Here is a 26180-nt window from a genome sequence, read left to right as displayed (position 1 = left end):
TGCCCGTTAGTGTTGGGAGCCGATTATGCGCACTGACCGCGCCTCGCATGGCAATGCCGTGGTGAACGCCGCCAAACAACGGTTCTGGAACGTCATCACCGCGCTCCACGACCGGCATTACGGCATCGGTCGGGAACCTGCACAACCCGCGCCGGCAGAGGCCGATGCACCGGCTGTACCCGCCGCCCACTACCTGATCGGCGAGGCCGGGTTCCCCAATTACGGTGACGAGCTCATCGCCCGCGAATGGGTCAAATATCTGGCACAGATCGATCCGGAGACGCCTGTTGTGCTCGACTGCATGTGCTCCGGACCGGCCGCGGCGTACCTGTATGGGCTGCACCCGCGTGTGATGAGCGTGGACACGGTGGCCCAGCTCGCCCAGAACAATTATCTTGACCTGCTGCGTGAAACCGGCCAAAGCGAAGGTGGCGTGCCTGTGGCACTGCTCGCCGAACGCCTGCGCGCACAACTCGCCGACGCTGGCCAGGCGCCGCGCTACGCCGCCGGCATCGAGCTCTTCGCCAACCACATCAAGGATTGCCACGTGATCGGTGGCGGCTACATGCACAGCGAATGGTCGGCGGGCCTCTCACGGCTCGCCGCCGCCCAATGGGCGCAGCAGCAGGGCATCCCCGCCGTCGTCAGCGGTGTGGGGCTGGAACCATTGACCGCCGGGGACGCCGCATATGTGCACGATGTGGCGCTTGCCATCACCGCGTTCTCATGCCGCGACCAGCAGAGCATGACTGCGGTGGACCCCAAGCGCGACCTTGTGGACATCGCGCCCGACGACTGCTTCGTCAACGCGCTCAACGGCGTCTACCGTGACGACACCGCCGACCTGCCCGATACGATGCTGTGCATCCAATCCGACCTGACCGACGACAAGCAGGCGGTGTTGCGGCATGTCATGGCCGCGTTCGATCACTGGCACGTGCCGCAGGGCGCGCCGGTCGGCGTCGTCGAATGCATTCCGCGCGACAGCATCGACACGATGGAGGCGTTGCGTGCGCACGGTTACAAGCCGGTCCTGTTCCCGCTGCAGCACCTCATCGACTTCGGGTTCCCCGCACGCCCGGGCCAGCGCTGGCTGTCCACGCGCTACCACCCGCATCTGCTCGCGGCCGCGCGCGGGTGCTCCGGCTCGTATATCGTGGTGAAGCCCGGGTATTACGATGTGAAGCACCAGGCGGTGCTGCGCATGGGGTCACGCTGGACGCAAACGGCCATCGGCCAGCCGATTCCCGAGCCGGGCGCGGGATTCGCGGACCCGGAGGTGCGCTACCAGTACCGCGACCGCATCCGCGCGCAGGTCGCGCCGATCTACGGCGAGCCGCCGGCGCCTACGCGGTAGCGTGCGCCCGCGTTCGCCGCGCGGACTACACTCGAACACCGTATACCCAGTACGGAGCTTCCTACGCCGAAAGACGTGGCGTCGAGACACAGTAAGTGAGGAACCATGGCGTCGATTCGTTTCGCGAATGTGCTGCTGGAATCCACCCCGCGCGCATTGCATTTCCCAACCCTGTATTACCGAACGGACACGCCGTTCCGCCCCACGGGCGACGACGGCGCGTGGACGCTCAGCGAAGGGGGAGTGGTCGATTTCACCACTTACTTCAACGCGTTGTCGGTCATCAAACTGCGCCGCTACACGCGCGCGACGGCCTATCGGTTGCGCTTGCAGGTGAAAGGCGCGCCGTGCACCATCACGCAGACGCGCGCCACGCGTTTGGGTCTGGAACCGGAAACGCTCGACGAGACCGCCGTGGCACTGCCGCAGACCGCCACATGGACCGACGTCGTGCTCGACCTGACGGACGATGAACAGACCGTGCTCGCCGGATTCCAACTCAGCGCACAAGGCGCCGTCTCGATGCGCGACGCGTACTACGAAGTCGACATCGACGGCGACCCACGCACGGTTGACCTGGCGATCGCCACAACGACGTTCCGCAAGGAGTCGTTCATCCGCAAGAACATGCAGCTCGTCAAGAACGCACTGCTCGATTCGCATACGGACATCAGCGAGCATCTGACGATGCACGTCGTGGACAACGGCAAGACACTCGATCCGAATGAGTCGGGCGATCCGCGCATCACGATCAGTCCGAACGAGAACGTGGGCGGTGCCGGCGGCTTCGCACGCGGCATGATCGAGGCGATGGAGCAGTCCACGCCCGCCACGCATGTGCTGATCATGGACGACGACGTGGAGGTCTCGCCCGAAAGCATCCGCCGCACCTACGAACTGCTGCGCATGGTGAACAGCGAGTATGAGGAGGCGTTCGTCTCGGGCGCCATGCTCAACATCGAAGACACGCAGCTCATGCGCGAGGACACCGGGTACATCAGCCCCGAACTCGGTGTGTGCGTGCCGGCGAAACGCCAGATGCTCGTCTCGCAGTACCTCGATGTGGTCGACAACGAGGCGTTCAACGAAGAGGAGTCGATTCCCGCCGACGCCCACCGGTACGCGGCGTGGTGGTACTGCTGCATCCCGATGAGCGTGATCCGCCGCGTCGGCCTGCCGTTGCCGGTCTTTGTGCGCTACGACGACGTGGAGTACGGCATCCGCAGCCACCCGAAGTTCATGACGATGAACGGCATCTGCGTGTGGCACGCCAAGTTCGAAATCCGCTACAACGCCGGCGTGGAGCGTTACCAGAGCACGCGCAACGGCATGATCGCGCAGATGACGACCGGCCTCGCCCCCGATTTCGACACCTTCCTCAAGGGACTGCACCGCCAGATTGACCTGGAGATGCGCAAATTCAACTACACCGACGCCGAGCTCGCGCTCGACGGCTTCGAGGACTTCCTCAAGGGCCCGAAGTTCATCGAACAGCCGGTGGCGCAGGAACGGTTCATGCGCGCCAACCGCCTCAAGGAGCAGGTTGTGCCATTCGACGAGCTCAAACAGCAGGCCGCCGAGCAGGGGCTCGTTGGTTTCGACCCCGATCGGCTCACGCGCCAGACGGTCGAAACGGACCGGCCACGCTCGCTGCAGGAACGCGCGTTCGACTTCGTGACGCACAACGGCCAGCGGTTTGTGCGTGACGGGCAGGAGGGCCAGGACGGCGGCGCCGATTATGCGATCATCACGCATGACGGCTGGGCGTATCCGTCCGGATCGATCCATGGCAAGAACACCATCGTCTCGATTGACTGGGCGAGCCGCAAGGGTGTGATCCGCCACAAAGACGTGAAACGCTACCGCGAGATCGTCAAGCGGTACAAGCGTGACGTGGCGTATTTCAAGAAGCACCGCAGCCGTTTGGAGCGCGAATACCAGGAAGCCGCCCCGACGCTCGAGTCCGTGGACTTCTGGAAGCAGTACCTTGGCATGGCGTGACCTACGACACGCCATGACTTGCCATTCCATGTGAGGTGAGTTATCTTATTCAAGTTGCGTTGCATACGTAGTATGCGTGCACGTGGAGGATTCGCCTAGTGGCCTATGGCGCACGCTTGGAAAGCGTGTTGGTGTAACAGCCTCGCGAGTTCGAATCTCGCATCCTCCGCCACCAAGCCCCGGAACTGTAGGTTCCGGGGCTTTTGCGTTTCGCTGCGGCTCCTGAGGCCTTATATTCGACAGGCAATTCAGCTGTGTTGAATATTAATGAAGTATACGCTTCGCAGGGAATTGAACATATTGCAATATATTTTTGCTACCAATCTGCGCCAAGATAGCCGATGGCAATGATGGGGAAAATGGGTTGTATACTGCTAATTGAGTGGATCGAAGGCGAATCCACGCCACTGATTACAAAAACGTATAGGAAAGAAGGGTGCAATGAGGGGGAAACGACTCTTTCATCACTCGACTATCTGCGCAATGACATGCGCGGTAGCCATGTTGGGAACGGTCGGGCTCACCACGAGCCAGGCCTTGGCGGATCCAGTCGAAGCATCAACGACCGCGTTGGACGTGGCCCCTTCGGGCCTTCCTTCGCGCACGGCGCCGTTCGACCAGACGGTCGCGTATTTCCTGTGGCCATACCAGTGGGGCCGGCAGACCGTCGACGGGCAACTGGGGCCGCTGGAGGCAGGCGAATATGGATGGACGGGCCCTGGTGTCCGTCCGACCGAGCCGAATCTGAAGTCGCTTGACAACCAGATTCGCCTGGTCAAGGAATCCGGCATGGAGTATGTGAAGACCTCGTATTTCATCAGCCCGCTGAACGTGGCGAACTACCCGTGTGACCAGTCAAAGCCGGGCAATTGCACGCCCAGCACCGACCTGCCTGATCAAGTGGTCCAGCACATCCTTGACGCCGGCCTCAAGCCGGTCATCTACTTCAGCCAAGGCAATCCGGACCCGAAGGCTGTGGCGAACCCGGACCCGAACGAGGTCTACAAGACCGTGCCGTCGTTCACCAAACAGCAGGTGAAAGACACCATCTCGCATGCCATCCAGAAGTTCGCCAACAAGGGTGTGATCTGGGAGTCGTTCAACGAGCCCGAGTCCGAAGAGCACTGGCCGGGTGGCAACGACCTTGCGCAGGCGAAGACGCAGTGGATCGAGCTGGACCAGTTCATCGGCGACTCCATCCAGCAGTATGATCCGCAGGCTCCCTATGTTTGGGGCAATTTCTCGAACGCCGGCAAGCTCAACAACTACACCGAGCAGATGAAGGCCGCACATGCGACCGCAACATCCGGCCATGGCTACTGGGTCGACAATCCGGAAGGCGTGGGAGGCCCGGTCGTGGACGGGTACGACTACATGGACAGCGAATTCGGCTGCAGCAGCGGCAATGAGACGTCGTGGTCGTGCGGATTCTCCGGCGTGCCGAAGAACTCCGAACTGCAGGGCATCTGGCTGATCCGCGAGCTGCTCGTGAAGGACATCAAGGGCGTGAGCCTCGCTTCGCCATACCGCATGGTCGGATATGACTCGTTCAACATCAACAGCGACAACGATGCCAATGACCCGGGCAATGTCAAGACAACCGCCGCATACGACCTGATCAAGAAGACCACGCTCGCGCTCAAGGGCTACCGCTATGTCGATGGATCGTACCAAGACGCGGACGGCGTCTACCGGGCCATCTACGACAATGGCGGCAAGACGCGCAAGATCGTGTATTGGACCGACGACAAGCCCACGCTGGACAACATGGGCGCCACGAAGAAGGTCCATCTGGAATTCGACGGGCAGTCCGCCGACCTGACGGCCACCGCCGCTCCTCAGATTCACGAATACGACAAGGACGCCCCCAAGCAGGCACTCACCAACCTGACCGCATGGAGGGACACCGACGGCAACGTGATCCAGGCGCATGGCGGTTCGGTGCTCAAGGACGGCGACACCTTCTACTGGGTTGGTCAGGGCGCCCCTGACAATGTGCCGACCGGATACGAAGGCTCGGGCGGCGTGTTCAAGAACCAGTGGCTCTACACCACCATCAACATGTACAAGTCGAAAGACCTGGTGAACTGGGACTTCGCCAACGAGGTGTTGAGCATCGACGACGACAATGCCGCCACATATTGCGACGGCAACGCCGAAGGCCTCACGAGCAAGGTGCTTGACTATACGAGCACCGACCCCGCGTTCCAGAAGCTCGTCAAGGAGCATCCGCAGTACCTGCAGAACAAGACACTCGGCTGCAAGATCGAACGTCCGCATATCCTGAAGAACCCGAAGACAGGCAAGTACCTGATCTGGGCGCATTGGGAAGGCACGGTCGGGTATACGTCGTCGCAGCTTGTGGCGTTCCAGTCCAGCACCGTGGACGGCAAGTATGAGCCGGTCGAGTGGCAGGACGGCCAGACGCACGCCCAGCCGAAGGTCATGGTGGACGGCAAGCTCACGCCGACAGCCTCACGCGACCTTTCGGCATGGATGGATCCGGACACGGGCGCCGGCTACATCATCTCGAGCACCAACAAGGTGCGCCTGTACAGGCTCAACAGCACCTTCACCGGCATCGATCCGAACGGCTCGTACGAGCTGCCCGGCATCAGCTCGCGTGAGGCGCCTTCGCTGTTCAAGGAGCGCGGCCACTATTACATGATCACTTCGGCGCAGGATTACTGGGATCCCACGCAGACCGAGTTTGCCACCACCACGAACCTCAACAACCCGAACGGCTGGTCCAAGCTCACGGAACTGCAGAGCCGCTCCGAGGCGCGCACAAACTGGGGCAACCAGGATCCGAACACCAGGACGTACATCGGCCAGCCCACATATGTGCTGCAGTACACCGACGGCAATGGCAAGCCTGCGGTCATGCTGTTGGCCGACGATTGGAATCCGCTCAGGGCCCGCACAGCCGATGTGGATACGACCAAGGCGAACTACGTGATGACGCCGATCCAGCGCAAGCCCATGCAGCAACTGGCCGCGCCGTTCACGCGCACCGTGGTGCCGATGCAGTCCGGTGCGGATCCGGAGCGCCTGTTGTTCAAGGATGTGGACAACCATACGCCGCACAACATCGACATCCAGTGGATGGCGGACGAGGATCTGGCCACCGGTTGGCTTGAGGCTGACGGCACGTACACGTTCCGTGGCATGAGCCCGGTCGTGCGCCAGGACATGGCCGCCTTCATCCGCCGTGAAGCCCAGCGCCGCCATGTACTCGATGCCGATACATGGGTGCCTACCGCTGCGGACTATGCTCGGTTCACTGACGTGGATGCCCAGACGCCGCATGCCGAAGACATCCTGTGGATGGCGCACGCCGGTCTGGCCACCGGTTGGCTTGAGGCTGACGGCACGACCACGTTCCGTGGCATGAATCCGATCGTCCGTCAGGATGCGGCCGCGTTCATCCAGCGTCTCGCCGCCAAAGCCGGCAAGGCCGATGGCGTGAAGCCGAAGACCGACTTCACGGATGTGGACGCCAATACGCCGCATGTCAAGGAAGTGCAGTGGCTTGGCGGCTCCGGCATCGCCCAGGGCTACAGCAACAATGACGGCACATGGAGCTTCGGTGGCATGACGTTTGTCTTCCGTCAGGACATGGCCGCCTTCATGCACCGTCTCGACGACCGCATGGCCTAGGCCTGTTCCCTCCTGCCGCGTATGCGCGCGACGCCTGTGTGCGTCGCGCGCATTATTGTTTGCATGCCGTATGTTTCCTCTATTAGTTCTTAGGCATTACTGGTCGATGTTGCATTGTGAGATCCGGAATATCCCTGGGCGTCGAGTTGCGTATTCATGGTGTAGGTTCGACTAACGCTAGGGTGATATTGTGACGCTGCGATATAAACTTGTGTTTCAAAAGCGAATTGTGTTCGATCCTTGTTGGCGAACACGGTAAGCACTAGGCCAGTGAAAAAGGCGATAACCCCGATAATCATCAACATCGTGGAACCGATCAGGAGCGGGAACCGCCTCACTACCCCCGTTTGTGCGAATTCCACGCATACCCAAATCGCCAATCCCAATCCCACTCCGCCAATGGCGGCACCCAAAGTACCAAAGAACGGCAACGGGCGATTTTCGTACACCAAACGGAAAATGAGATTCAGTACGCGTAGGCCGTCCGAGAATGTGCTGAGTTTGCTGGTGCTTCCTTCGGGTCGGTCTCGATATTGAACAGGGGACTCCGTGACGCGGAGTTTGCGGTCCATGGCAAAGATCGTCATTTCGGTCTCAATTTCAAAACCATTGGACATGACGGCATATGATTTTGCAAACAGATTGTTGAATACGCGATATCCGCTCATTACATCATGAATATGCGTATGGAACGTACGATTGATTGCCGAGCGTACGAGACGATTCCCGACGTTATGAAAAGGACGTTTATTCTCGGTGAAATAGGTCGAGGAAAGCCGGTCGCCGACGACCATATCCCAACCCTCGTCAAGTGTCGACAGTAAGACGTGCACATCTTCAGCCGGATAGGTGTCATCACCGTCCACTAACACATAGCGGTCCGCGTCGATGTCGCGTAGCATCCGGCGCAATACGTTTCCTTTGCCGCGTTCAGGCGCCAAGCGTACGATTGCTCCCGCTGCGGCGGCGATTTGGGAGGTATGGTCATCACTGGCGTTGTCATATACGTATATTTGCGCATCGGGTAATTCTTTACGGAAGTCTGAGACAACTTTCCCAATCGTTTGCTCCTCATTCAGGCATGGTATGAGAACTGCGGTTGTCTGGTGAGTTGTCATCGCGTCTTTCCGTTCATGATTCGATCCTGTGGTTTTGGATAGCTTCAATGTAGTACCTCTGCGGTACGTATTCTAAACTGCTGAGGCGCCCACATGCATAGTGTAGGGGTGTATGAGCGCCCCAACGTTGCCGTACCGTGTCGGCTCACGCAGTCAATCCGATAAACCAGCTTTTCACTTCATTGAAGAGGTCGGGAATCTGACTGTCCCACGATCCCAACAACCCTTGAGTGAACATTCCCAGAACAGTGATAATGGCGGTAAGGCTTACCGCGATTTCTGCAACTACAATGAGGGTCCGCATTCCGATTGAAGAGACCGCGTCGATAGGAAGCATCTCTTGGTCTGAATCCGTGCCACGTGGTGAGTCGCCGGCGGCGTATGCAAAGATGGTCAGGATGGCTGCGAGCATGAATAGATAGCCGGAGTCGCCGTAATACCGCATAGTGGTACCGCAGATATAACTGTCCACGAACACGACAATGCAAGCGAGGGCTACTGCGGTAACTGCGATTCCCCATGCTTTATGAACGGCTAGTCGACGTCGCACTATCCATACGAACAGCGCAAAAATAGCAATAGGCGCAACGGCGAAATAACCTCCCATGGATGGTTCATTGGGAGCTTCTACATAGGTGTCGACCATTGTGATGAACGGGAACTCGCTATGGGTTGAAATAGGCTGGAATAACGCGTTAAAAAGCACTTTTGGCATGAGATAGGGTGAAGCGTGGCGAGCTGTCATATCGTAGCCGGTAAGGTTATAGGATTGTCCAAAATTGAGCAAGCTATGGAAACGCGCATAATTGTATGCAAGTGTAGGAACTGCGATGACTGCGAATGGAACGATGGCGCCGATGGTGGCTCCAAGGCCTTTGCGCGAGAACAGCGTGCGATGGTGGAAAATCTCATCCCAGAATATCGGGAATGCCAGCACCCATGCAGCTAGGAATTGGGGCCGTGTTCCAAGCAATAGCGCCATGCAGAAAGATCCGGCTGCAACTAAGGGGATGGAAACGGTGCCATTCTCACGCTTGGATTTCAGCCAGAGCCAAAGACCCGCAAACACAAAAGCGATTGCTGCAGTGATGGGGATGCCATAAAAATCCGAGCGCCGAGCATAGGCGAACAGATTGGTTCCAAGTCCTAGGCCAATGATGGAAAGCCACATAATACCTAAAGACATATTCGGGAAGTACTTTCGGGCCAGGGTTCGCACCAGCAGAGTGCCAAACAGCGAGGCAAGAGCAAAGAACACACCAAGAGCCAACCACGTAGGCATCCATTCGCCGGTAAGCAATTGGAAAGGCACAAAGAGAAGTGCGACTGGCACTACGCCAAAGTAGCAGTAGTAGTGTCCGTCATAGTACGCGTGATCCCAGAAGTATTGCATCCCGTGTTGTTGCACTAACTCTGTTCGATCGTAGAAAGAATAGGGGTTGGACATATTCGCTAACTGAGGGTCGACTGGAAGATCAAGCCAGGTATGGCCGCGTATGAGTGCATCGCCAAGTCTTTGATACTGTTCGGTGTCCATCCAGAAGTTGCCCACTGATCCAAATACGTGGGTATTGGTAAGGCGAGCTATGTAAGTGAGAATAGCTGTGCATGCAAGTACATATATGGCTAATGCAACATTCTGGCGCACGCTCTTTGTGTTTACACGCATACGGTACATACGTGATGAAGGTCGGAAGATGACGAAGAAGGCGGCGGCCGTCAATTCCATGCATAGGCGAATTGGGTTGATGGAGAAAGGTATCGTCGCATTGACCTGCATGCCGGAGAATGCGACTTTGAGGCCTTTCTCGCCTAAGAAAGTGATCCGGGCGCTGACTGCTTCATATACTGAGCGTTTTGCGCCGAAAAGGAGTGTTTGGCTGGAAGGAAGATTGGAATACCATAGTGTGTGGCGTGGAGCTTCCCATGCGCCGTCGCTTTCGCGCGCGTCGACCCATCGTCCGTCTTTTCCTGGCGTTTTGATGGCGAAAGCAACTTGTTGTGGGGTGGATGAGGTGTCTTCCATAACACGCACGCTGCCGACGTATACAGGGCCGCCATTGGAGGCGGATGCAATGGGAACCGTGATAGTCGCTTCCGCAGGTTTTACGATTTCATATTCGTCGTTGCCCAGACTGCGTAAGCCCGCACTGACCTCTGGCGTGCCTTGGGTAACCGCTGGAAGTTGATGAGTTCGCCAATAGCCTAGGTTAAAGAACCCGATTTCGACAAAGGCGACCACTATGAGGGCCAGCACCCATGGAAGCCAAGCCTTTTTCTGTCGAGAGCGACATGCTGCTTTTTCGGCGGTGTTGCTGTTGTCGTAGTCGTGCTTTTTGTGATGGGGTTGAGCAGATGAAGTAGGGTCAGGAGGTGCAGTGAAGTTCGTTTCGCTATGTAATGGTTGCGCGGTGACGGGTATTTCGCTTGATGATGAGATGGCGCCCACGGATTCTCCTTGTTTGCAGTGGTTGATGCTTGCGTCGTTAGTTGGGGTAGATGGCGCTGCGCATAAGACCTGTTGTATCAGAGGCAATCTGTCCTGATTGTTGCAATACGGTGCGACTGAAGGGCGGTGTCTGAGACAATATGCTCTATATAAATAGTAATTATGAATTAATGATTCTTTTTTGGATATCATATTTGGAACTACTCTTTTTCGAAAGAATTCCCTATGTGAAAAGATTCGCTCTCATCGGTAGAGATGTTTTGCCGGCCTTCACTGCTGTACGGTTGAGTCAATATGTGATTTTGCTACTATGGTGAGTGAATTATGTTCACGGCATAATCCATAAAAAGCCAAGGGGGACATCATGAGAAGAATCCAACGCAATATGGCGGTCATCACCGCATTGGCGGTGCTGTGCACCGGTATTCCTGCAGCGAATGCGCAGGAGGCGCCAGCGCTGGAAGCGCAATCCACGACCGTGCTGTCGGCTCCGGAGCGGGCGACTGCCGTGGGAGGCACGACCAGCGTTTCGCTCGGGGAGGGCGGCGCGACCGTGTTCACTCGGGACACAGTCGACCAGCGGGCGGTGTATGCGCAGGCGCTCAACGGCGTGATCGCATGGCGCAAAGACGCGCTCGCCGACGCGAACATCAAACTGCCATACAACGACACCTATCTGACCATGCCGGAGTACCTACAGGAAATCGGCATGACCGAAAGCGAGTATCTGAGCCCGCAGTGGTCGAATGCGCTTGAACTGATCGCGCTACAGCGCGCGATTGAAGCATATGACTACGATCTGGGACACACGCGCCCCAACGGCGACAGTTGCTGGACGGCGCAATATCGCGACATTGGATCGTGGGGCGAGATTCTGGCATGGGGGCCACCTACCATACGCGGCGCCATCGATCTGTGGGCTTCCGAAAAAGCGGACTATCTCAAGGAACTCAACAACGAGCTGCACGGTCCCACCGGCCATTACGTAGCACTGATCAATCCGCAGAACCGGTATTACGGGTTCGCTGGAGCCTCCGGCATGAGATATGGCACCGCATGGTCGGGAGAAATGGCGTCGACGCTGCAGGGCTCGCAGACCGCGACGAACCTCAAGGGAACGTACGAGTTCTCGGTCAATGTGAGCGCGGACAAGCTTGCGCAGGGCGTCACCGTCGAACTGCCCAGCCAGTTGAAGATGGGGCAGCAGGCGCAAGCCAAGGCCAAGCTCGCCTATATGGGCGGCCGGTACGAGCTCCGGGGCGGCTGGACATCGTCGAATCCGGCGGTGCTCTCGGTTGACGCGAACGGCACAGTGACCGCGCACAACGAGGGCACCGCCCGCATCACCATCAGCGCCCAAGGCCAGTCGTTCTCTGCAAGCGTGCAGGTCTCGGCGGTGAGCCTTGCACTCAACGCGAACGGCGGCAGCGGCTCCGCACAGGCCGTGAAAGGTGCCGTCGGCGCCAAAGTCACCGTGCCGGCGAACGCGTTCAGCCGCACGGGCTACACCTTCACCGGCTGGAACACCAATGCCAATGGCACCGGCACTGCGTACAAGCCGGGCGCGCAATACACGCTCGGCTCTTCGGACGCGACATTGTATGCGCAGTGGAAACTCAACACATACACGGTCCGGTTTGACGCAAACGGCGCATCCACAAGCGTCGCTCCAGTGCTGGTGCAGCATGGGAAGACCGTCGCACAGCCGCAGACACCAACTAACATCGGCCGTGCCTTCGCCGGCTGGTACACGGCGCGCACCGGTGGATCGCGGTTCGATTTCAAGACGCCGGTCACTGACGACATGACGTTGTATGCGCGTTGGAACCGTATGGTCTTCGCGGATGTGCGCCAGCAGGGCAAGAATCCCACACCACATGCGTCCGACATCCAGTGGCTCGCCGACAACGGCATCTCCGGCGGTTGGCTCGAGGCAAATGGCACCTATACGTTCCGTGGCATGGATACCGTCAAGAGACAGGATATGGCGGCGTTTTTGCGTCGTGAGGCGGTAAGGCACGGCATCGGTGATGCGGCCACGTGGAAGCCTTCGGCCGCGGATTGGAAGCGGTTCCAGGATGTGAACAGCGAGACGTCGCATGCCGAGGACATCCTGTGGCTCGCCCACGCGGGCATCTCCACCGGTTGGCGGGAGCGGGACGGAAGGTGGACGTACCGTGGCATGAGCCCGGTCGTGCGTCAGGACATGGCTGCGTTTTTGAAGCGTTTGGCAGACAAGGCCGGCAAAGCGGGTGGAGTCACGCTGAAGACCGATTTCACCGACGTGACGCCCGGCGAGACGCCGCATTGGGCCGAGATCCAGTGGCTCGGCGGTTCGGGAGTCAGCCAGGGCTACAAGAACCCGGATGGCTCATGGCGTTTCGGCGGCATGACCCCGGTGTACCGTCAGGATATGGCCGCGTTCATTCACCGCCTTGACAACCGCCTCGCCTGATTCGGGCATCTGCACGTTCTTCTACACTGGTGGTGTCCGCTGGTTCATGGTCGGAAGCGGTGGATCGGCTTTTTCGCACGCATAATCACAACGTAACACCACATTCACCGGTACTGGAACGGAAGGTAGGGGGCATATGGGCCAGCATTCCCACCCGAGGATTCGCGTCTCGCTCATCGTGGCCGTGCTTGCAGCGGCACTGGCATGGGGAGGTGGTGTGACCGCAGTGGCACCAGCGTATGCGCAGGAAGACACCGCCGCCACCCAAATGGAGGTGGCGGCGGAAGACGTGCCACCGAACCCGACGCATATGTGGGCCGGCGCGGACGCCTCCACCGATCCGGGCTCCGGCGAGCAGTCCACGACGCCCCGCTCCATGCTGCGATCCATGGCGCCACGCACGCAGTGGGGCTGGGGCTCCACCGGCCCCGGCAATGCCTACAAGACCTTCCGTCAGTCGGACGGCACTCTCATGAACCCGGTGCTCAAGGTCATCGATGTGTCTGAGCACCAAAAAAACATCGATTGGAACCAAGTGAAGAATTCGGGAGTCGACGGCGTGATTCTGCGCATCGGCTACGGGTATGGCTACGAAGACAAATACTTTGCCCGATATCTTGCCCAGGTGCGCGCGCTGAAGATTCCCTTCGGCATCTACCATTACAGCTACGCGTACGACACGGACTTTGCCCGCAATGAGGGCAATTGGACGGTGCGGCTGCTGCGTAAGTACAAGATCACCGACAATGCGTTCCCAATCTTCTACGATCTCGAACAGGAGGACTGGGGCGGTCATACGATGCCAACCGCAGCTTCGCAATACGAGCGGATCGCGCGCACGTATTTCAGCGCGCTCTCCTCCGCCGGCTATAACGACGTGTACATCTACAGCTATCTCAACAACATGAACACGCGGCTCAACACCACGTGGTTGCACGCGCGCACAAAGTGGATCGCGCAATACAACACGAAGCTCGACTACACGTTCCCGAGCTACAACGGCTCGCGCGGATGGCAGTACACGTCCTCCGCGGCGGTGCCCGGAATCAGCGGCGACGTGGACATGAACGTCTTCGACAAGAGCCTATACCGCGACCTGACGTTCCGCACCCCGCATTATGACGATGTCGTATGGCTGTCGCAATACGGCGTGACCACCGGTTTCCCCGACGGCACATTCCGTGGCATGAGCGCCGTCGTACGTCAGGACATGGCGGCGTTCCTGCGCCGTGTGGCCGCGAACCGGGATATCGGTGATGCCAGGACGTGGAAGCCGACCGCCGCCGATTGGGCGACGTTCTCCGATGTGAATGACAGAACGCCCCATGCGGAGGATATCCTGTGGTTGGCGCATGCCGGCATCGCCGACGGCTATGACAATGAGGATGGCACACAGCGCTATGAGGGCATGACGACCGTCTACCGTCAGGACATGGCCGCGTTCCTCAAGCGTCTGGCCGACCTCGCGGGCAAATCGGGCGGTGTGACCCCGCGCACCGATTTCACCGATGTCACTTCGGATACGCCTCATGCCGCGGAAATCCAATGGCTCGGCGGCGCTCGCATCTCCGATGGCTACCAGAACGCCAACGGTTCCTGGCGTTATGAGGGCATGACGACCGTCTACCGTCAGGACATGGCCGCGTTCCTCCATCGTCTGGACGCGCGTCTCGCCTGATCGCAATCCGCTGTTGGTGGATTCGGGGACATGCGTCGCTACTGCAGCTGGTTCTCCGGGGATTCGAAGACCTTGGCCCACGCCTCGAAACTGGCCATATTGGAGTTCTGGTATTCCTTGGCCAAGGCTTCCCAACGTTTGAGCAGCTCCTTGGCCAGGAACAGCCCGCGCATCGTCTGCTGGCGGTAGAGCTTGCTGTCGCGGCGCAGCCACGCCACCGAATCTCCGTCCGGAGATGTCACGACCGCGGAATTCACACCTGCGTAGGCGGGCCAGGATGCGTCGCGCGAGGGGATGAGCAGATCCGGCTGCGTGTCTCGCATGCCGTTTCCACGTGAAACAAATGCCTTCGCAATCGTCTTCATCGCCTGCAGCCGCACGTCGATCATGCTCGGGCGCGGCTTCATGTTCGCGATGTATTCGGCCTTCGGGGTGGGGAAGTCATCGCGGTTGCGCGTGGTCTCGGAATCCGGGAATCCTTCGCGCGCCTTGCGCACATCGCCGAGTTTCGTGGCCAGTGTGTCCGCGATGTAATCGGGGCCGCGCATGATGTCGCGCAGCGCCAGATGGTGCAGGTGCATGGCGGAATAGACGAGTTCCACACCGGCCTTCGCATCGTCGAACAGCATGCCGTACAGGAAGTGCCATGAGGGCTTGGTGCAGTGCAGCAGGCTGCAGATCCAATGGTTGCGGTACAGGTAATACCCCTCCCACGTGCGCGAGGGGTCCTTTGCATGCCACGCCTGGTGCCATACGGCCACGCCCGGCAGACACACGGTGTGGTAGCCGTGCTCCTCAGCGCGCAGGCCGTAGTCGATGTCGTCGAATTTGATGAACAGCGGTTGCGCCAAGCCGATCTCGCGCATGATCTGCGTGGGGATCAGGCACATCCACCAGCCGTTGAAATCGGAATCCGCGCGCCGGTGCAGCTTCGGCGAATCACGCAGCGGCTGCGTGGCGAAGTCATGGTTGTATTCGAGCCCGGCCGCCGGCTGTGTCCAGTACGACGCGCGGTTGTAGCGTTCGCCGAGCGTGTACAACATCGTGCGGTTGTCGAGGTGGAACATGCCGCCGCCCACGATTGTGGGGCGTGTGCAATAATCGGCGAATTGCACCGCGCGCATGATCGACTCGGGCTCGCTGATCGCGTCGTCGTCGAGCAGCAGCGTGTAGTCGCTGTTTCCTGCTTTGAGCGTCTCGTACATGCCGCGCGCGAAGCCGCCGGAGCCGCCCATGTTGCGTTGGCGCACGTAGGTGAGTTGACCGCCCAGATCCTTTGCCACTGCGGCAAAACCCGGCTGGTCACGCACCAGGTCGGTGCCTTGGTCGGTGCAGTAGATCGTGTCGAGCCGCCCGCGCACATTCGCGTCGCCGGCGATCGCCTTGAGTTGGTCGAGGCAGTACGGCGCGCGGTTGAACGTGGTGATGGCGATCGACAGCGTGCCGTCACTGCCGCGGCGCGCCTCAACGGGCACGCCCCATGCGGCGTCTTCGATCGTCAGGTCGTCGTCGTCGCCGGCCTTGGCGTCGAACCAGAAGAAGCCGCCGTCCATGAGGCCGGTCATGGCCAAGTCCATGTGCACGGTCGTCGCGCGGGTCGGGGCGTGCACGTCGATGGTGCCGGCGGGTTCGAACAGACCACGGCCGCTCGAGCGGAACAGCATGATCGTGCCGCGGCCGCGCACGCGCGCGCTGAAGCGCACGGTGTCCACGCTCGTCCAGCGCCGCCAATAGCCGGCGGGGAAGGCGTTGAAGAACGTGCACAGCGAGGCGTGGCGCCCGGCGAGCACGGTGAGCGACGCGCGGCCGTTCACTCGGAACACGCTGTGTGCGCCGTCGGCCGGCTGCGCGTGGGCCGTGTCTTCAAGCAGCGAGCGGAACTCGGTTTTCGTCATCTGCGCGAAGTCGAGCGAGACGAAGTCCTTGTGCGGGTCGAGCGTGCCTTCGCCCATGTGCGGGCGCGTCCACTCGATCGCGTACAGCGGCATCGTCAGGTCCTGATCGAGCACGGGGTAGACGACACGGCTCACCGCCTGCCATTGCGGGGTGGATGACTGGGATTGCAAAGGGTTCGTTCTCGGCATACGCCCCAGTATAACGACAGCGGCTCACTGCTTCGGCAGATCCATGAATCCCATCTGCTGCAGGTAATTCTCGCCCACCGTCATGTCGTACTGCACCATGCGGTAGTCGTCGAGCAGCTGTTTGGCTTCTGCGGAGAGCGACTTTGGGTCGATCGGCTCGCCTTCGCTGTTCAGGTACGTCGGCGCGTCCTCGGTCTCCCATTCGCCCATGTTCGTGGACGCGCGTGAGATCGCGGGGACTGCGGCATGCAGCTCGTCGAGCAGCGCCAGGTACGGCGAGATCTTCGAATCGAGCTGTTGCGCCGTCTGCGCCATGAAGAAGTTCGACGACGTGTAGGCGGCATCTGCTTCGGGCAGCTTGGTGTCGTGCGATTTCGAGGCGGCGTTCGACCAGATGAAGTAGTTCGTCTCGTGGAGCGCGAGATTGTTCTTCGTGTTTTGCGAGGCGGTCGTGTAGATGCCGGGCAGATGGTCGCCGTAGAACACCACGGTGATCGGGCTGTCGATGGCGTCGAGGTCGTTGAGGAACCGCTCGGTGGCCTCGTCGGTGCGCTGCACGCCCTTGGCGTATTCGGAGTGCACGCCCATCTCGTTGCCCGGCACGCCCTGCGAATCGTTCGCGGCGTGGAATTCGTTCTCACCGCCGTACAGGTCCGGGTAGGGCGAATGGTTCTGCATCGTCACGAGCTCGATGTACTGGGCCGGTTTGTCGCCGGAGGTGTTGGAACGTACCTCTTCGACCACGTTCTTGTAGGCCTCTTCGTCGGTTACATTGTCTGAATTGGCCACCGCACCGTGGTAGGTGCCCGCGTGCGTGATCTTCGGGTCGCTGTCGAGCGTGTACAGGTGAGAGAAACCGAACTTCTTATAGTTCGCGCCACGCAGATAGAAGCTTTGGAGGAAGGGATGGAAGCCGACCGAGCAGCTTGTGGAGCCGCATGCCTGGTTCCACATCTGGTTGAACGAATACATCTCGGGGCGTGTCGGCACAAGCTGCTGGTACGGCGAGAGCATGGTGTCACTGAAATTCGCCATGCTCAGGCCGGTCATCTGTTGGAACTCGATGTTCGCGGTACCACCGCCATATCCTGGTGAAAGCATGAGCCCCGACGTCGTCACGTCGCCAAGCGAGCGGATGAACGGCATGGGGTCGGTGTTGAAATGCACGCCCGGCACGCGGTTGGGGTCGGAGAACGATTCGGAGAGCACCATGATCACGGTGTTGTCCGTGAGTGTGCTCGACCGTTCCGCGTTGATGCGTGCGGCGGCCTGCCTGTAGCGCTGTGCGATGGCCTTCATCGCCTGTTCGTTGTAGCCGGGCTCATCATCCATCGCCTTCACATTCGTCAGGCTGAGGAATGTGGTTGTGGCACCAGCTTGCTGGGCATCGTCCATGACGTTCCACAGGCGTGGAATATAGCCGACGTCATCAGCGAGTTCGCGCGTGCGCGAGCCGGGGATCGCAAGGCCGGTGGCATACGAGACCATGAGCCAGACGCTCAACACCGGCGCGAGGATGCGGCAGACGAGCCCGAAGGTGTTCTTGGCGTTCGCGATCGGGTGGCGCCACGAGCAATGGATGAAAGCGGAGCGCCGGTCGATGAGCTGCAACAGCAGGCAGAGCACCACAAACCAGACAACGAGCGAAACGCCGGCGTTGATGGTGGTGCGCAGGTCGTCGGTCACGAATGAGGTGACATGCTCACCGCCGCCACCATTGCCGGTCAGGAACCCCAGATCGGAAGGGATGATCGGTTCGCCGCGCATGGCGACCTTGACTTTGCCCGCGAATGCGGTGATGCCGGCGATCGCGCCGAACACCGCCGTGCCGATCCAGAAGCGGTTGGTCACGGTGACGCAGATCAGATACAGGATGCCAAGCGCGAAGAAGTTGAGGATGCCGGAGGTGTTGGCCAGCCAATGGTATGTGCCATCCATGACCTGCATCACCAGGCCGTCTTCCGCTGTCGGGTCATAGGTGAGTTGCGGCACCACGCTCCACAGCAGGAACATGTTCGCCATCTCGATGAGCACGAACATGATCACCACGTACGCGCCATACGAGAACTTCGGGCGCTTGGCCCAGGTCTGGTAGAACCTGGTCTGCTTGTACTGGTCATATCGTGCGCGCCAGGCGCGGATCGGGTGCTTGCGCCAATCCACAGCATCGACAGGCTTGCCCTCACCGTTCTCGGCGTTGCCGTTCGTGCCATTCGCCGCATCCACAGTGCCCTCTGTCTTGGTATGCTTGCTACGGGCAGTGCCTTCTTTGCTACGGGTAGTGTTTTTCCCGCTCTCCTTCGGAGATTTTCCGCTGAAAATGGCCGTTTCTGCAGGGCCCGTCGAGGCTAAAGCACTACCCGTAGCAGAAGAGACACTACCCGTAGCGATTTGGGAAGTGCCCAGTACGGTGGTGATAGTGGTGCCAGCCGTAGCAATGCGGCCCCCGGCCATGGGCGTGGGTGTGCGGTCGGCACGGTGCCGCCGTCTGATGCGTTCGATTTTCGCGTCGTGCAGCCTGCGCAGACGGGTGCCGGTGTGGCGGTGGTGATGGCGCCTGATCGAACTACTCATACGGTATTGCCTTTCCACAAACACTGCACACAGCTGCGCCAATCGCCTTGGTCATTCTCTCAATGGCGCGCAGCCGTGCATCAGCATTGTAGTCAGCGTGGCCGATAGCGCCAGCACACGCGCCCCGGGTATGCTGGAGCCATGCGTTATTCCGTCACCGCCGTCGTGGTCTCGTACAATCGCGAAGACCTGCTTGCCGAATGCCTCGCCGGCATCGACCGGCAGACGCGCCAACCCGACCGCCTGATCATCATCGACAACGCCAGCACCGACGGCGCGCTCGCCGTGGGCCGCCGTTTCGCCGCGCGCACCGCCATCCCCACGCGCGTGGTGGCGCTGCCGCGCAATGTGGGCGGCGCGGGCGGCTTCACTGCGGGAATCGCGCTCGCCGTCGAGCCGCTCATGCAGCCGCTCGGCCCGCACGAATCCGGCGCCGGTTACCGCATGGGCGGCTATGAGCCGCAACCGGGCCTCGTGCACGACGTGTGGCTCATGGACGACGACACCGTGCCGCTGCCCAACGCGCTCGAGGAGCTGCTGCGTGCCTCCGACGCGTGCGTCGCGCAGAACGGCCGCGTGCCGGTGGCCTTGGGGTCGAAGGCCGTGTGGACCGACGGCCGCGAACACCTGATGAACAAGCCGCGCCCCCGCACGCACCCTGCGAAGGGCGGCGCGAAACTGCGCGGTTTCCCTTCCGCCTACCAGACGCGCTCGCTTTCGTTCGTCTCGTGCCTGCTTAACGCGGACACGGTCGCCGCCATGCGCCGGCTGCCCAAAACCGCGTATTTTCTGTGGAACGACGACTACGAATACACCACCGCGCTGCTCAAACGGCACATCAGCTACTATGTGCCCGCGAGCGAAGTGGTGCACAAGACGAAGGTCTTCGGTTCGAGCGACGCCGACCCGGGCGCACGCTTCTACAACGAGGTGCGCAACAAGATCTGGCTGTGGCGCGAGTCGCGCGGCAATTTCACGCGCGCCGAACGTGTGCTGTTCCTGCTGAAGACCGTACGCCGCTGGGCGCTGACATGGCTGCGCTCGCCGGACCGCACGGTCATCGCCGACTGCCTGCGCCGCGGTTGGCATGACGGTTGGCATACCACGCCCGAACGCAATACGCGCATCGATTTCGGCGACGCCGCAGTGAACCGCGCCGTGCGCGCGTGCGAAAGCGTACCCGCCCGCGATTAGGACGCGTTCGACGCGTCTTCAGGGTTGCCCGGCGCGCTGTGCCGGCCGCGCTTCGGTGGCTCCGGCTGCTCGGGCGCAGCCGCAAGCTCACCATTGCGCTTGTCGACGATTGCATGGTAGGCGCGGCGGCGGATCGCCATCGGCGTGAGCCGGTACGCCGCGCGCACGGCCACATTGCGCAGGAACTGCCATGGTGTGGTGAATCCGTCGCGCATGAACCGCCACTGCAGGCGGCATTCCTCGACGAACATCGAGAATCCGCCGCGCCGCTCATACGCCTCTTTGTTCGTGCGGTAGAGCACAAGCGGCTCGGGCACGTTGAGGAACTGCGCATGGTTGAGCATCATGCGCTCCCACAGCATGTAATCCTCGAACCGGCCGGCGTCTTCGGGGTAGCCACCCGCCGCGATCACCGCGGATTTGCGGAACACGACGCTCGGGTGGTGGATCGGTGACTGCAGTCGCGCGTATTTCGCGAGTTCGGCGCCTTCCGCCGGCAGCAGGCGCACCTGCCCGGGTTCGCGCTCGTCGTCGCTGAATTCGCGGATCGCACTGCCCAGCACATCCACATTGCCCGAGCCGTCCGCCCGCGCATGCGACGCCGCGCGTGACGACGCGACGAATTGCGGGATGATAGTGGCGAAACGGTTCGGCAGCGAGACGTCGTCGCAATCCGCACGTGCGATGTATTCGTACAGGCAATGCTCAAGCCCCACGTTGAGCGCGTGGGCGAGCCCATGGTTCTCCTCGAGCGGCACCACCGTGACGGTGGGGGCGGGCATGTCCGGGTGCTCGACGGCGAACCACACTGCCATCGTGGAGGGCAGCGAATCGAGGTACCGCTGGATGTCGTCGGGCACCGGGCCGTCGCGCACGATCACGAGTTGCGCAGGCGGCAGCGTCTGCTCGATCGTGCCCGACTGCACGGCGCGCTCGAGCTCGCGAAGCGTGTTGCCACCATACACCGACATAAGCAGTGTGAATGGAGGCAGTTCGCGTGTGGGTTGCTGGTCCGACTTCTTCACGGTTCCATCGTAAACCACACACAATGACGAAGCGATGTGCAGGCGCGTGCATTTCCACGCCTTGAGCGAACGCCGCCGGCCCGTTCACCGCGAAACCGCAAGGATGAACGGACTCGCCGGCAGGGCGCTCGCGTTGTACAGCAAACTATCGCTGTGCGGCTCGCCGGCCCACAGGTACCGCACCTGGCTGATCGTGCGCACCTGCGGGCAGCGCAATGTGACGGTGCTGCCGTCGATCGAGGCCGTGGCCTTGCGGAACTCGCCACTGGAATCGGCCACTTCGAACCCTTCCACCGGTTGCGACGTGGCGGTCGCCACCGCGTCGGCGCTCGCCGAGAGCGAATAATCCGGTTTCATCGCGCGCAATCCCTGCGCGGTGCCGCTCTGGAATGTCAGTTGCACCGTGCCGTCGCCGGCGCGGCGTGCGGCTGCGGCGATCGGGCCGGAGGGAATCGCCTTGTGCGCGCGGATCGCATGCCACTGGTCGGCCATGCGAGCGGCGATGATGTCTTTGCCGAGCGGGTGAATCACCGAGGATGTGCCTTTGTCGGTGTCGATGGCGACGGTCATCCCCAGATTGGATGTGCTCTTGAGATTGGAATCGGTAAGCGTGTCAAGCTGCGCTTGGCGCACATACTGCGTGTACTGCGCGCCGCCCCATCGTGCGAGCTGCACATACAAAAACGGCAGGTCCGGGTCTGCGAACACGGCGCGGTAATCGTTGATGAGCGTGCTGAACCGCGCCTCGTATTCGAGCGCGTTCTGCAGCTGCCACGCGTCATTGCACCCCTGGTACCACAGCACGCCGGCGATGCGCATGCCGCGCAATGGCTCGATGTGGTTCTTGTAGATTCTCCCTCCCGGCACATGGCTGCTGATCGGCGTGCCGCCCCACGAAGTCTGTATGATGCCCACCGGCACATGCGGCTCGCGGGCGCGTAGCTGTTGCGCAAAGAACTGCGGCAGATACCCCAGATACTGCGCGTTCGAACCCGTGCATGGCTTCCATTGGCCGTCCATGACGCTGTCCATCGGAAAATCCACGCTGGTGGTGTCATGTGCCGCACGGACGAAGTGGATGCCCGGGTCGTTCACCAACTCGGGCAAGTCGTCGAGCGTGAACGCGGACCTCAGGTTCTCGCGCGCCTGCTGCTCGGTGCCGTAGTACTGCTGGTAGTTGAGCTCCATGTTGGACTGTCCGCTCGCCACGAACACGTCGCCCATGTACACCTCGTCAAGATGAAACACCGAGCGGCCGTCGTACGCGATCGTGAGTGCATACGGGGTCTCGCTCGCCGGCAGGGGATCGATCGTGGCGGTGAACCGGCCCTTCGCCACGGTGGCGGTGCCGGTGTGTTTGGCGCCGTCGCCGGTGAGTGAGACTTCGAGCTTTGACGCGTCCACATCGCCGTCTTGGCGTGCGATGAGCCCGCTGATCGTGATGGGCGCCTCGCGTTGCAGCACCATGTGCTCCGCGAAATACGGCTGCAGGGTCACCGCCACAGTGCTGGATGCAGGTGCGCCTGTGGCGGTGGCGGATGCGCCGCCCGCATCGGGGCGCGCGCCGCAAGCGCCCGCGCAGACGGACATGCACAGGGCGAGCAGCAGGACAAACGCACGTCGGAAGCCGTGCGATTCACGTGTCTTGTGTTGCTGTGCGCGCGTGCTGTGCGGGGACTGCGTCGAAAGCTGCATGGTGGATTCCTCGGTTCGTGACAAGTAGGCATCGTATGGGTCCAGAAGGCCGCTGCATTGTTTCCTAGGGTAGCTCTACCATTCATAATCACGAGTTCATGTGTTCGCGCAGGCGCGTGGGAACTGTGCTGCGCAGCAGAGGAGCAACAGCGAAAGGAAAGCGGATATGGCATCCGAAAACAACGAATACCCGGATCTGGTCATTGTGGGGGCCGGTCTGTTTGGCCTCACCGTGGCACAGCAGGCGGTGGAGAAGCTGGGCGTGAACGTGCGCATCATCGACGTGCGCGACCACATCGGCGGCAACGCATACTCGTACATGGATCCGGAGACCGGCGCCGAGATCCACAAGTACGGCGCGCACCTGTTCCACACATCCAACAAGCGCGTGTGGGACTACGTCAACCGCTTCACCTCGTTCACCGATTACGTGCACCGCGTCTACGCCACGCATGACGGCGAGGTCTATCCGCTGCCGATCAATCTGGGCACGGTGAACCAGTTCTTCCGCGCGCACTACACGCCCGCCGAAGCCAAGGCGCTCATCGAGGAGCAGGCCGGCGAGCTCGCGGGCACCGATCCGGCGAATCTCAACGACCAAGGCATTTCGCTCATCGGACGCCCGCTGTACGAAGCGTTCATCAAGAACTACACCGCCAAGCAATGGCAGACCGACCCGAGCGAACTGCCAGCGAGTATCATCAAGCGCCTGCCTGTGCGCTTCAACTACAACAATCGCTACTTCAAAGACACGTGGGAGGGCCTGCCCGTCGACGGCTACACCGCATGGTTCGAAAAGATGATCGACGACCCGCGCATCGAGGTCTCGCTCAACACCGACTTCTTCGACGAATCGCAGCCGTACAACAAGAAGGCGCTGCTCGAAGCGGGCGTGCCGGTCGTCTACACCGGCCCGGTGGACCGTTACTTCGACTACGACCTGGGCGAGCTCAAGTGGCGCACCGTGGACTTCAAGGAGGTGCGCTACGACGAAGGCGACCATTTCGGCTGCCCGGTCATGAATTTCTCCGACGCCGACGTGCCGTACACGCGCGCCATCGAGTTCAAGAACTTCAACCCGGAGCGCGCGGACCAGCAGAACCCCGACAAGACCGTGGTCTGGGAGGAGTACTCGCGTTTCGCGGACCGCGACGACGAGCCGTATTACCCGATCAACACCGAGGCGGACAAGGCGCTGTACGCGCAGTACAAGCAGAAGGCCGCCGAAGAGCCGGACGTCGTGTTCGGCGGGCGCTTGGGCACATACGCGTACTACGACATGCACAATGTGATCGATCAGGCGCTCACCGCGTATGGGGAGCAGATCGAACCGATGCTCAAGAAGGACTGATCCGCAACAGGCTGAAGCGCACGCGGGCCGGGCACTGTTCCCGGCCCGCGTGTTGTGCGTGGGAGAGAAGGGAACCAAGGATGCCGGCTGTGCAGCGGATCCGTTTTTTCGATATGGCCAAGGGCATCGGCATCCTATGCGTGGTGCTCGGTCATGCCGCCATCGAATCGATATTCGTGGAGCCGTCGAACACGGCGCAATGGGCCATGGCAACGTGCTTTTCGTTCCATATGCCGCTGTTCTTTCTGATCGCCGGGTACTTCATGCACCCCGAGCGTGATTTCCAGTGGCGCAAAGAAGGCAAACAGCTTGTGCTCACCTATGCCATCACGGCGTGCCTCGTGGTCGTGGGCGCCGGCGTGATGGCCAAACTGCGGCACCTCAACGTGCGTGACATGATGCGCTTCTGGGCCGATGCCGCGTGGTACGGCTCCGGTGACGTCTCCGCCAACACGATGTGGGAGGTGCAGGGGCGCATCGGCGCCATCTGGTTCCTGCTCGCCATGTTCTGGGCGCGCCTGCTCATGCACATCTTCGCACGCATGCCCTATACCGGCTGCTGGGTGGCCGGCAGCTTTGTGATGGGCTGGGTCTCGAGCCGCAGTGTATGGCTGCCATGGAGCTTCCAGTCGGGCATGTGCGCGGTGGCGTTCGTGTACTTGGGTGTGCTCGCCAAACGGTACGACGTGCTGGGACGCGTGCGCAGGTACCCGTGGATTTGGGTTGTGGCGGTGGCGTTGTGGGCGCTCTCGATCTGGAAATTCACCGGGTTCAGCATGGCCATGAACAACTATGGGGTGCATCCGGTGATGGCGGCGGTCGGCAGCATCGCCGGCACCTTGTGCGTCATCGGCCTGTGCCAACTGCTCGACCATGTGCAGTGGATCGGCGCCGTGCTCAGCCGCGCGGGCCAGGCCACGCTCGCCATCCTGTGCGTGCATCTGATTGAAGACGATGTGCTGCCATGGGGTGAGTGGCTCGTGACACTGCACGCGAAGACGATTGGCATACCGCTCGTGGCGGTGGCGTTCTGCGCTCATCTGGTGATCGACCTGCTGGGTGCATGGGCGTTGTATTACGTGCCGGTGGTGAACACGTGGTTCTACCCGACGCTCGCCAAGGCGAAGGAGCAGGCCAAGGTGGAAGGCGGGCGGCCGCTGACCGCGCCGGCCGGCGGCGGGGCTTCCGCCGCGCAGTGATGCGTGCTGGTGAAATGTCTGTCTGAGGGGCGGCTGCGTTGCAGTCGCCCCTCTGGTGTTGTGGGTGTTTGCGACACGCCGGTGGATGTGTTGTGGTTGTTGGGTTGTGGGGGTTGCGACACGCCGGTGGGTTGTGTTGTGGTGGGGGTTGGTGTAGGTTTTTCTCTTGCTGCCGCTCATGGCTTGCCGGGGTTCCCGGGGTTGGGTTGTGGGTGTGTTTGGTGGTTTGAGAACTCAATAGTGTGTACTGTACTACTTGCCATGATCGCGCTGTTTTGGTGTGGTTGTGGTTTTTGATTGCCAGTCCGATGCCCGCCCGTGTGGTACCCGAGGGGGTTTG

At 60.9% G+C, this 26180-nt stretch carries 14 protein-coding genes and 1 tRNA gene; 9 read left to right on the top strand and 6 right to left on the bottom strand.

Features of this window, described 5'->3' with window-relative positions; genetic code table 11:
- Positions 1–25: 25 nt before the first annotated feature.
- The 4 genes from PG2093B_RS08115 to PG2093B_RS08100 all read left to right on the top strand — a co-directional run bounded on the left by PG2093B_RS08115 (position 26) and on the right by PG2093B_RS08100 (position 7018).
- Positions 26–1357, top strand: coding sequence for a polysaccharide pyruvyl transferase family protein (locus tag PG2093B_RS08115; protein ID WP_242502892.1), 1332 nt, complete (start codon positions 26–28; stop codon positions 1355–1357).
- Positions 1358–1462: 105 nt separating this feature from the next.
- Positions 1463–3358, top strand: a complete 1896-nt coding sequence (locus PG2093B_RS08110; RefSeq protein WP_129898060.1) for a glycosyltransferase — start codon at positions 1463–1465, stop codon at positions 3356–3358.
- Positions 3359–3442: 84 nt separating this feature from the next.
- A tRNA-Ser gene (locus tag PG2093B_RS08105) sits at positions 3443–3530 on the top strand.
- A gap of 329 nt (positions 3531–3859) precedes the next feature.
- Positions 3860–7018 carry a hypothetical protein gene (locus PG2093B_RS08100; RefSeq protein WP_165369753.1) on the top strand — a complete coding sequence of 1053 codons (3159 nt, stop codon included), beginning with the start codon at positions 3860–3862 and terminating at the stop codon, positions 7016–7018.
- Positions 7019–7107: 89 nt separating this feature from the next.
- Here PG2093B_RS08100 and PG2093B_RS08095 read toward each other — a convergent pair whose 3' ends face one another.
- Positions 7108–8136, bottom strand: coding sequence for a glycosyltransferase family 2 protein (locus PG2093B_RS08095; protein ID WP_129851881.1), 1029 nt, complete (start codon positions 8134–8136; stop codon positions 7108–7110).
- A 145-nt stretch (positions 8137–8281) separates the two neighbouring features.
- Positions 8282–10585: a glycosyltransferase gene (locus tag PG2093B_RS08090; RefSeq protein ID WP_242502891.1), complete on the bottom strand. Its 2304-nt coding sequence runs from the start codon at positions 10583–10585 to the stop codon at positions 8282–8284.
- A 364-nt stretch (positions 10586–10949) separates the two neighbouring features.
- Between PG2093B_RS08090 and PG2093B_RS08085 the strand changes: the two genes are divergently transcribed.
- Together PG2093B_RS08085 and PG2093B_RS08080 are read left to right on the top strand one after the other, a co-directional pair.
- Complete coding sequence (locus tag PG2093B_RS08085) at positions 10950–13040, top strand: InlB B-repeat-containing protein (protein ID WP_129898058.1); 2091 nt, start codon at positions 10950–10952, stop codon at positions 13038–13040.
- Positions 13041–13176: 136 nt separating this feature from the next.
- Positions 13177–14718, top strand: coding sequence for a glycoside hydrolase family 25 protein (locus tag PG2093B_RS08080; protein WP_129898057.1), 1542 nt, complete (start codon positions 13177–13179; stop codon positions 14716–14718).
- Between the two features lie 38 nt (positions 14719–14756).
- Here the strand turns inward: PG2093B_RS08080 and PG2093B_RS08075 are convergent, their stop codons facing one another.
- The gene (locus tag PG2093B_RS08075; RefSeq protein ID WP_129898056.1) at positions 14757–16802 is read right to left on the bottom strand and encodes a glycosyltransferase; all 2046 of its coding nucleotides are present in this window, start codon (positions 16800–16802) and stop codon (positions 14757–14759) included.
- 24 nt (positions 16803–16826) lie between these two features.
- A complete protein-coding gene (locus tag PG2093B_RS08070) occupies positions 16827–19028 on the bottom strand; it encodes an LTA synthase family protein (protein ID WP_242502890.1) in 2202 nt (733 codons plus the stop codon).
- Between the two features lie 489 nt (positions 19029–19517).
- Between PG2093B_RS08070 and PG2093B_RS08065 the strand changes: the two genes are divergently transcribed.
- The gene (locus tag PG2093B_RS08065; RefSeq protein WP_129898055.1) at positions 19518–20570 is read left to right on the top strand and encodes a glycosyltransferase; all 1053 of its coding nucleotides are present in this window, start codon (positions 19518–19520) and stop codon (positions 20568–20570) included.
- Here the strand turns inward: PG2093B_RS08065 and PG2093B_RS08060 are convergent.
- Both PG2093B_RS08060 and PG2093B_RS08055 read right to left on the bottom strand, forming a co-directional pair.
- Positions 20567–21541, bottom strand: a complete 975-nt coding sequence (locus PG2093B_RS08060; protein ID WP_129898119.1) for a glycosyltransferase — start codon at positions 21539–21541, stop codon at positions 20567–20569. The genes PG2093B_RS08065 and PG2093B_RS08060 overlap by 4 nt on opposite strands.
- Before the next feature lie 138 nt (positions 21542–21679).
- Positions 21680–23290: a sialate O-acetylesterase gene (locus PG2093B_RS08055; RefSeq protein WP_242502889.1), complete on the bottom strand. Its 1611-nt coding sequence runs from the start codon at positions 23288–23290 to the stop codon at positions 21680–21682.
- A gap of 166 nt (positions 23291–23456) precedes the next feature.
- On the opposite strand from PG2093B_RS08055, the gene glf reads away from it, so the two are divergent.
- The gene (glf, locus tag PG2093B_RS08050; RefSeq protein WP_129898054.1) at positions 23457–24641 is read left to right on the top strand and encodes a UDP-galactopyranose mutase; all 1185 of its coding nucleotides are present in this window, start codon (positions 23457–23459) and stop codon (positions 24639–24641) included.
- An 89-nt stretch (positions 24642–24730) separates the two neighbouring features.
- Positions 24731–25840, top strand: a complete 1110-nt coding sequence (locus PG2093B_RS08045; RefSeq protein WP_129898053.1) for an acyltransferase family protein — start codon at positions 24731–24733, stop codon at positions 25838–25840.
- The last annotated feature ends 340 nt before the right edge of the window (positions 25841–26180 follow it).

This window comes from Bifidobacterium pseudolongum subsp. globosum (assembly GCF_004155535.1).
GTDB lineage: Bacteria > Actinomycetota > Actinomycetes > Actinomycetales > Bifidobacteriaceae > Bifidobacterium > Bifidobacterium pseudolongum_C.
Note: the sequence above shows the minus strand (reverse complement) of the source record. Positions and strands in the feature narration are given on the sequence as shown.

Coding starts and splice junctions, on each gene's coding strand:
- PG2093B_RS08115 (WP_242502892.1), top strand. CDS start 26: ATGCGCACTGACCGCGCCTCGCATGGCAATGCCGTGGTGAACGCCGCC.
- PG2093B_RS08110 (WP_129898060.1), top strand. CDS start 1,463: ATGGCGTCGATTCGTTTCGCGAATGTGCTGCTGGAATCCACCCCGCGC.
- PG2093B_RS08100 (WP_165369753.1), top strand. CDS start 3,860: ATGTTGGGAACGGTCGGGCTCACCACGAGCCAGGCCTTGGCGGATCCA.
- PG2093B_RS08095 (WP_129851881.1), bottom strand. CDS start 8,136: ATGACAACTCACCAGACAACCGCAGTTCTCATACCATGCCTGAATGAG.
- PG2093B_RS08085 (WP_129898058.1), top strand. CDS start 10,950: ATGAGAAGAATCCAACGCAATATGGCGGTCATCACCGCATTGGCGGTG.
- PG2093B_RS08080 (WP_129898057.1), top strand. CDS start 13,177: ATGGGCCAGCATTCCCACCCGAGGATTCGCGTCTCGCTCATCGTGGCC.
- PG2093B_RS08075 (WP_129898056.1), bottom strand. CDS start 16,802: ATGCCGAGAACGAACCCTTTGCAATCCCAGTCATCCACCCCGCAATGG.
- PG2093B_RS08065 (WP_129898055.1), top strand. CDS start 19,518: ATGCGTTATTCCGTCACCGCCGTCGTGGTCTCGTACAATCGCGAAGAC.
- PG2093B_RS08060 (WP_129898119.1), bottom strand. CDS start 21,541: ATGTCGGTGTATGGTGGCAACACGCTTCGCGAGCTCGAGCGCGCCGTG.
- PG2093B_RS08055 (WP_242502889.1), bottom strand. CDS start 23,290: ATGCAGCTTTCGACGCAGTCCCCGCACAGCACGCGCGCACAGCAACAC.
- glf (WP_129898054.1), top strand. CDS start 23,457: ATGGCATCCGAAAACAACGAATACCCGGATCTGGTCATTGTGGGGGCC.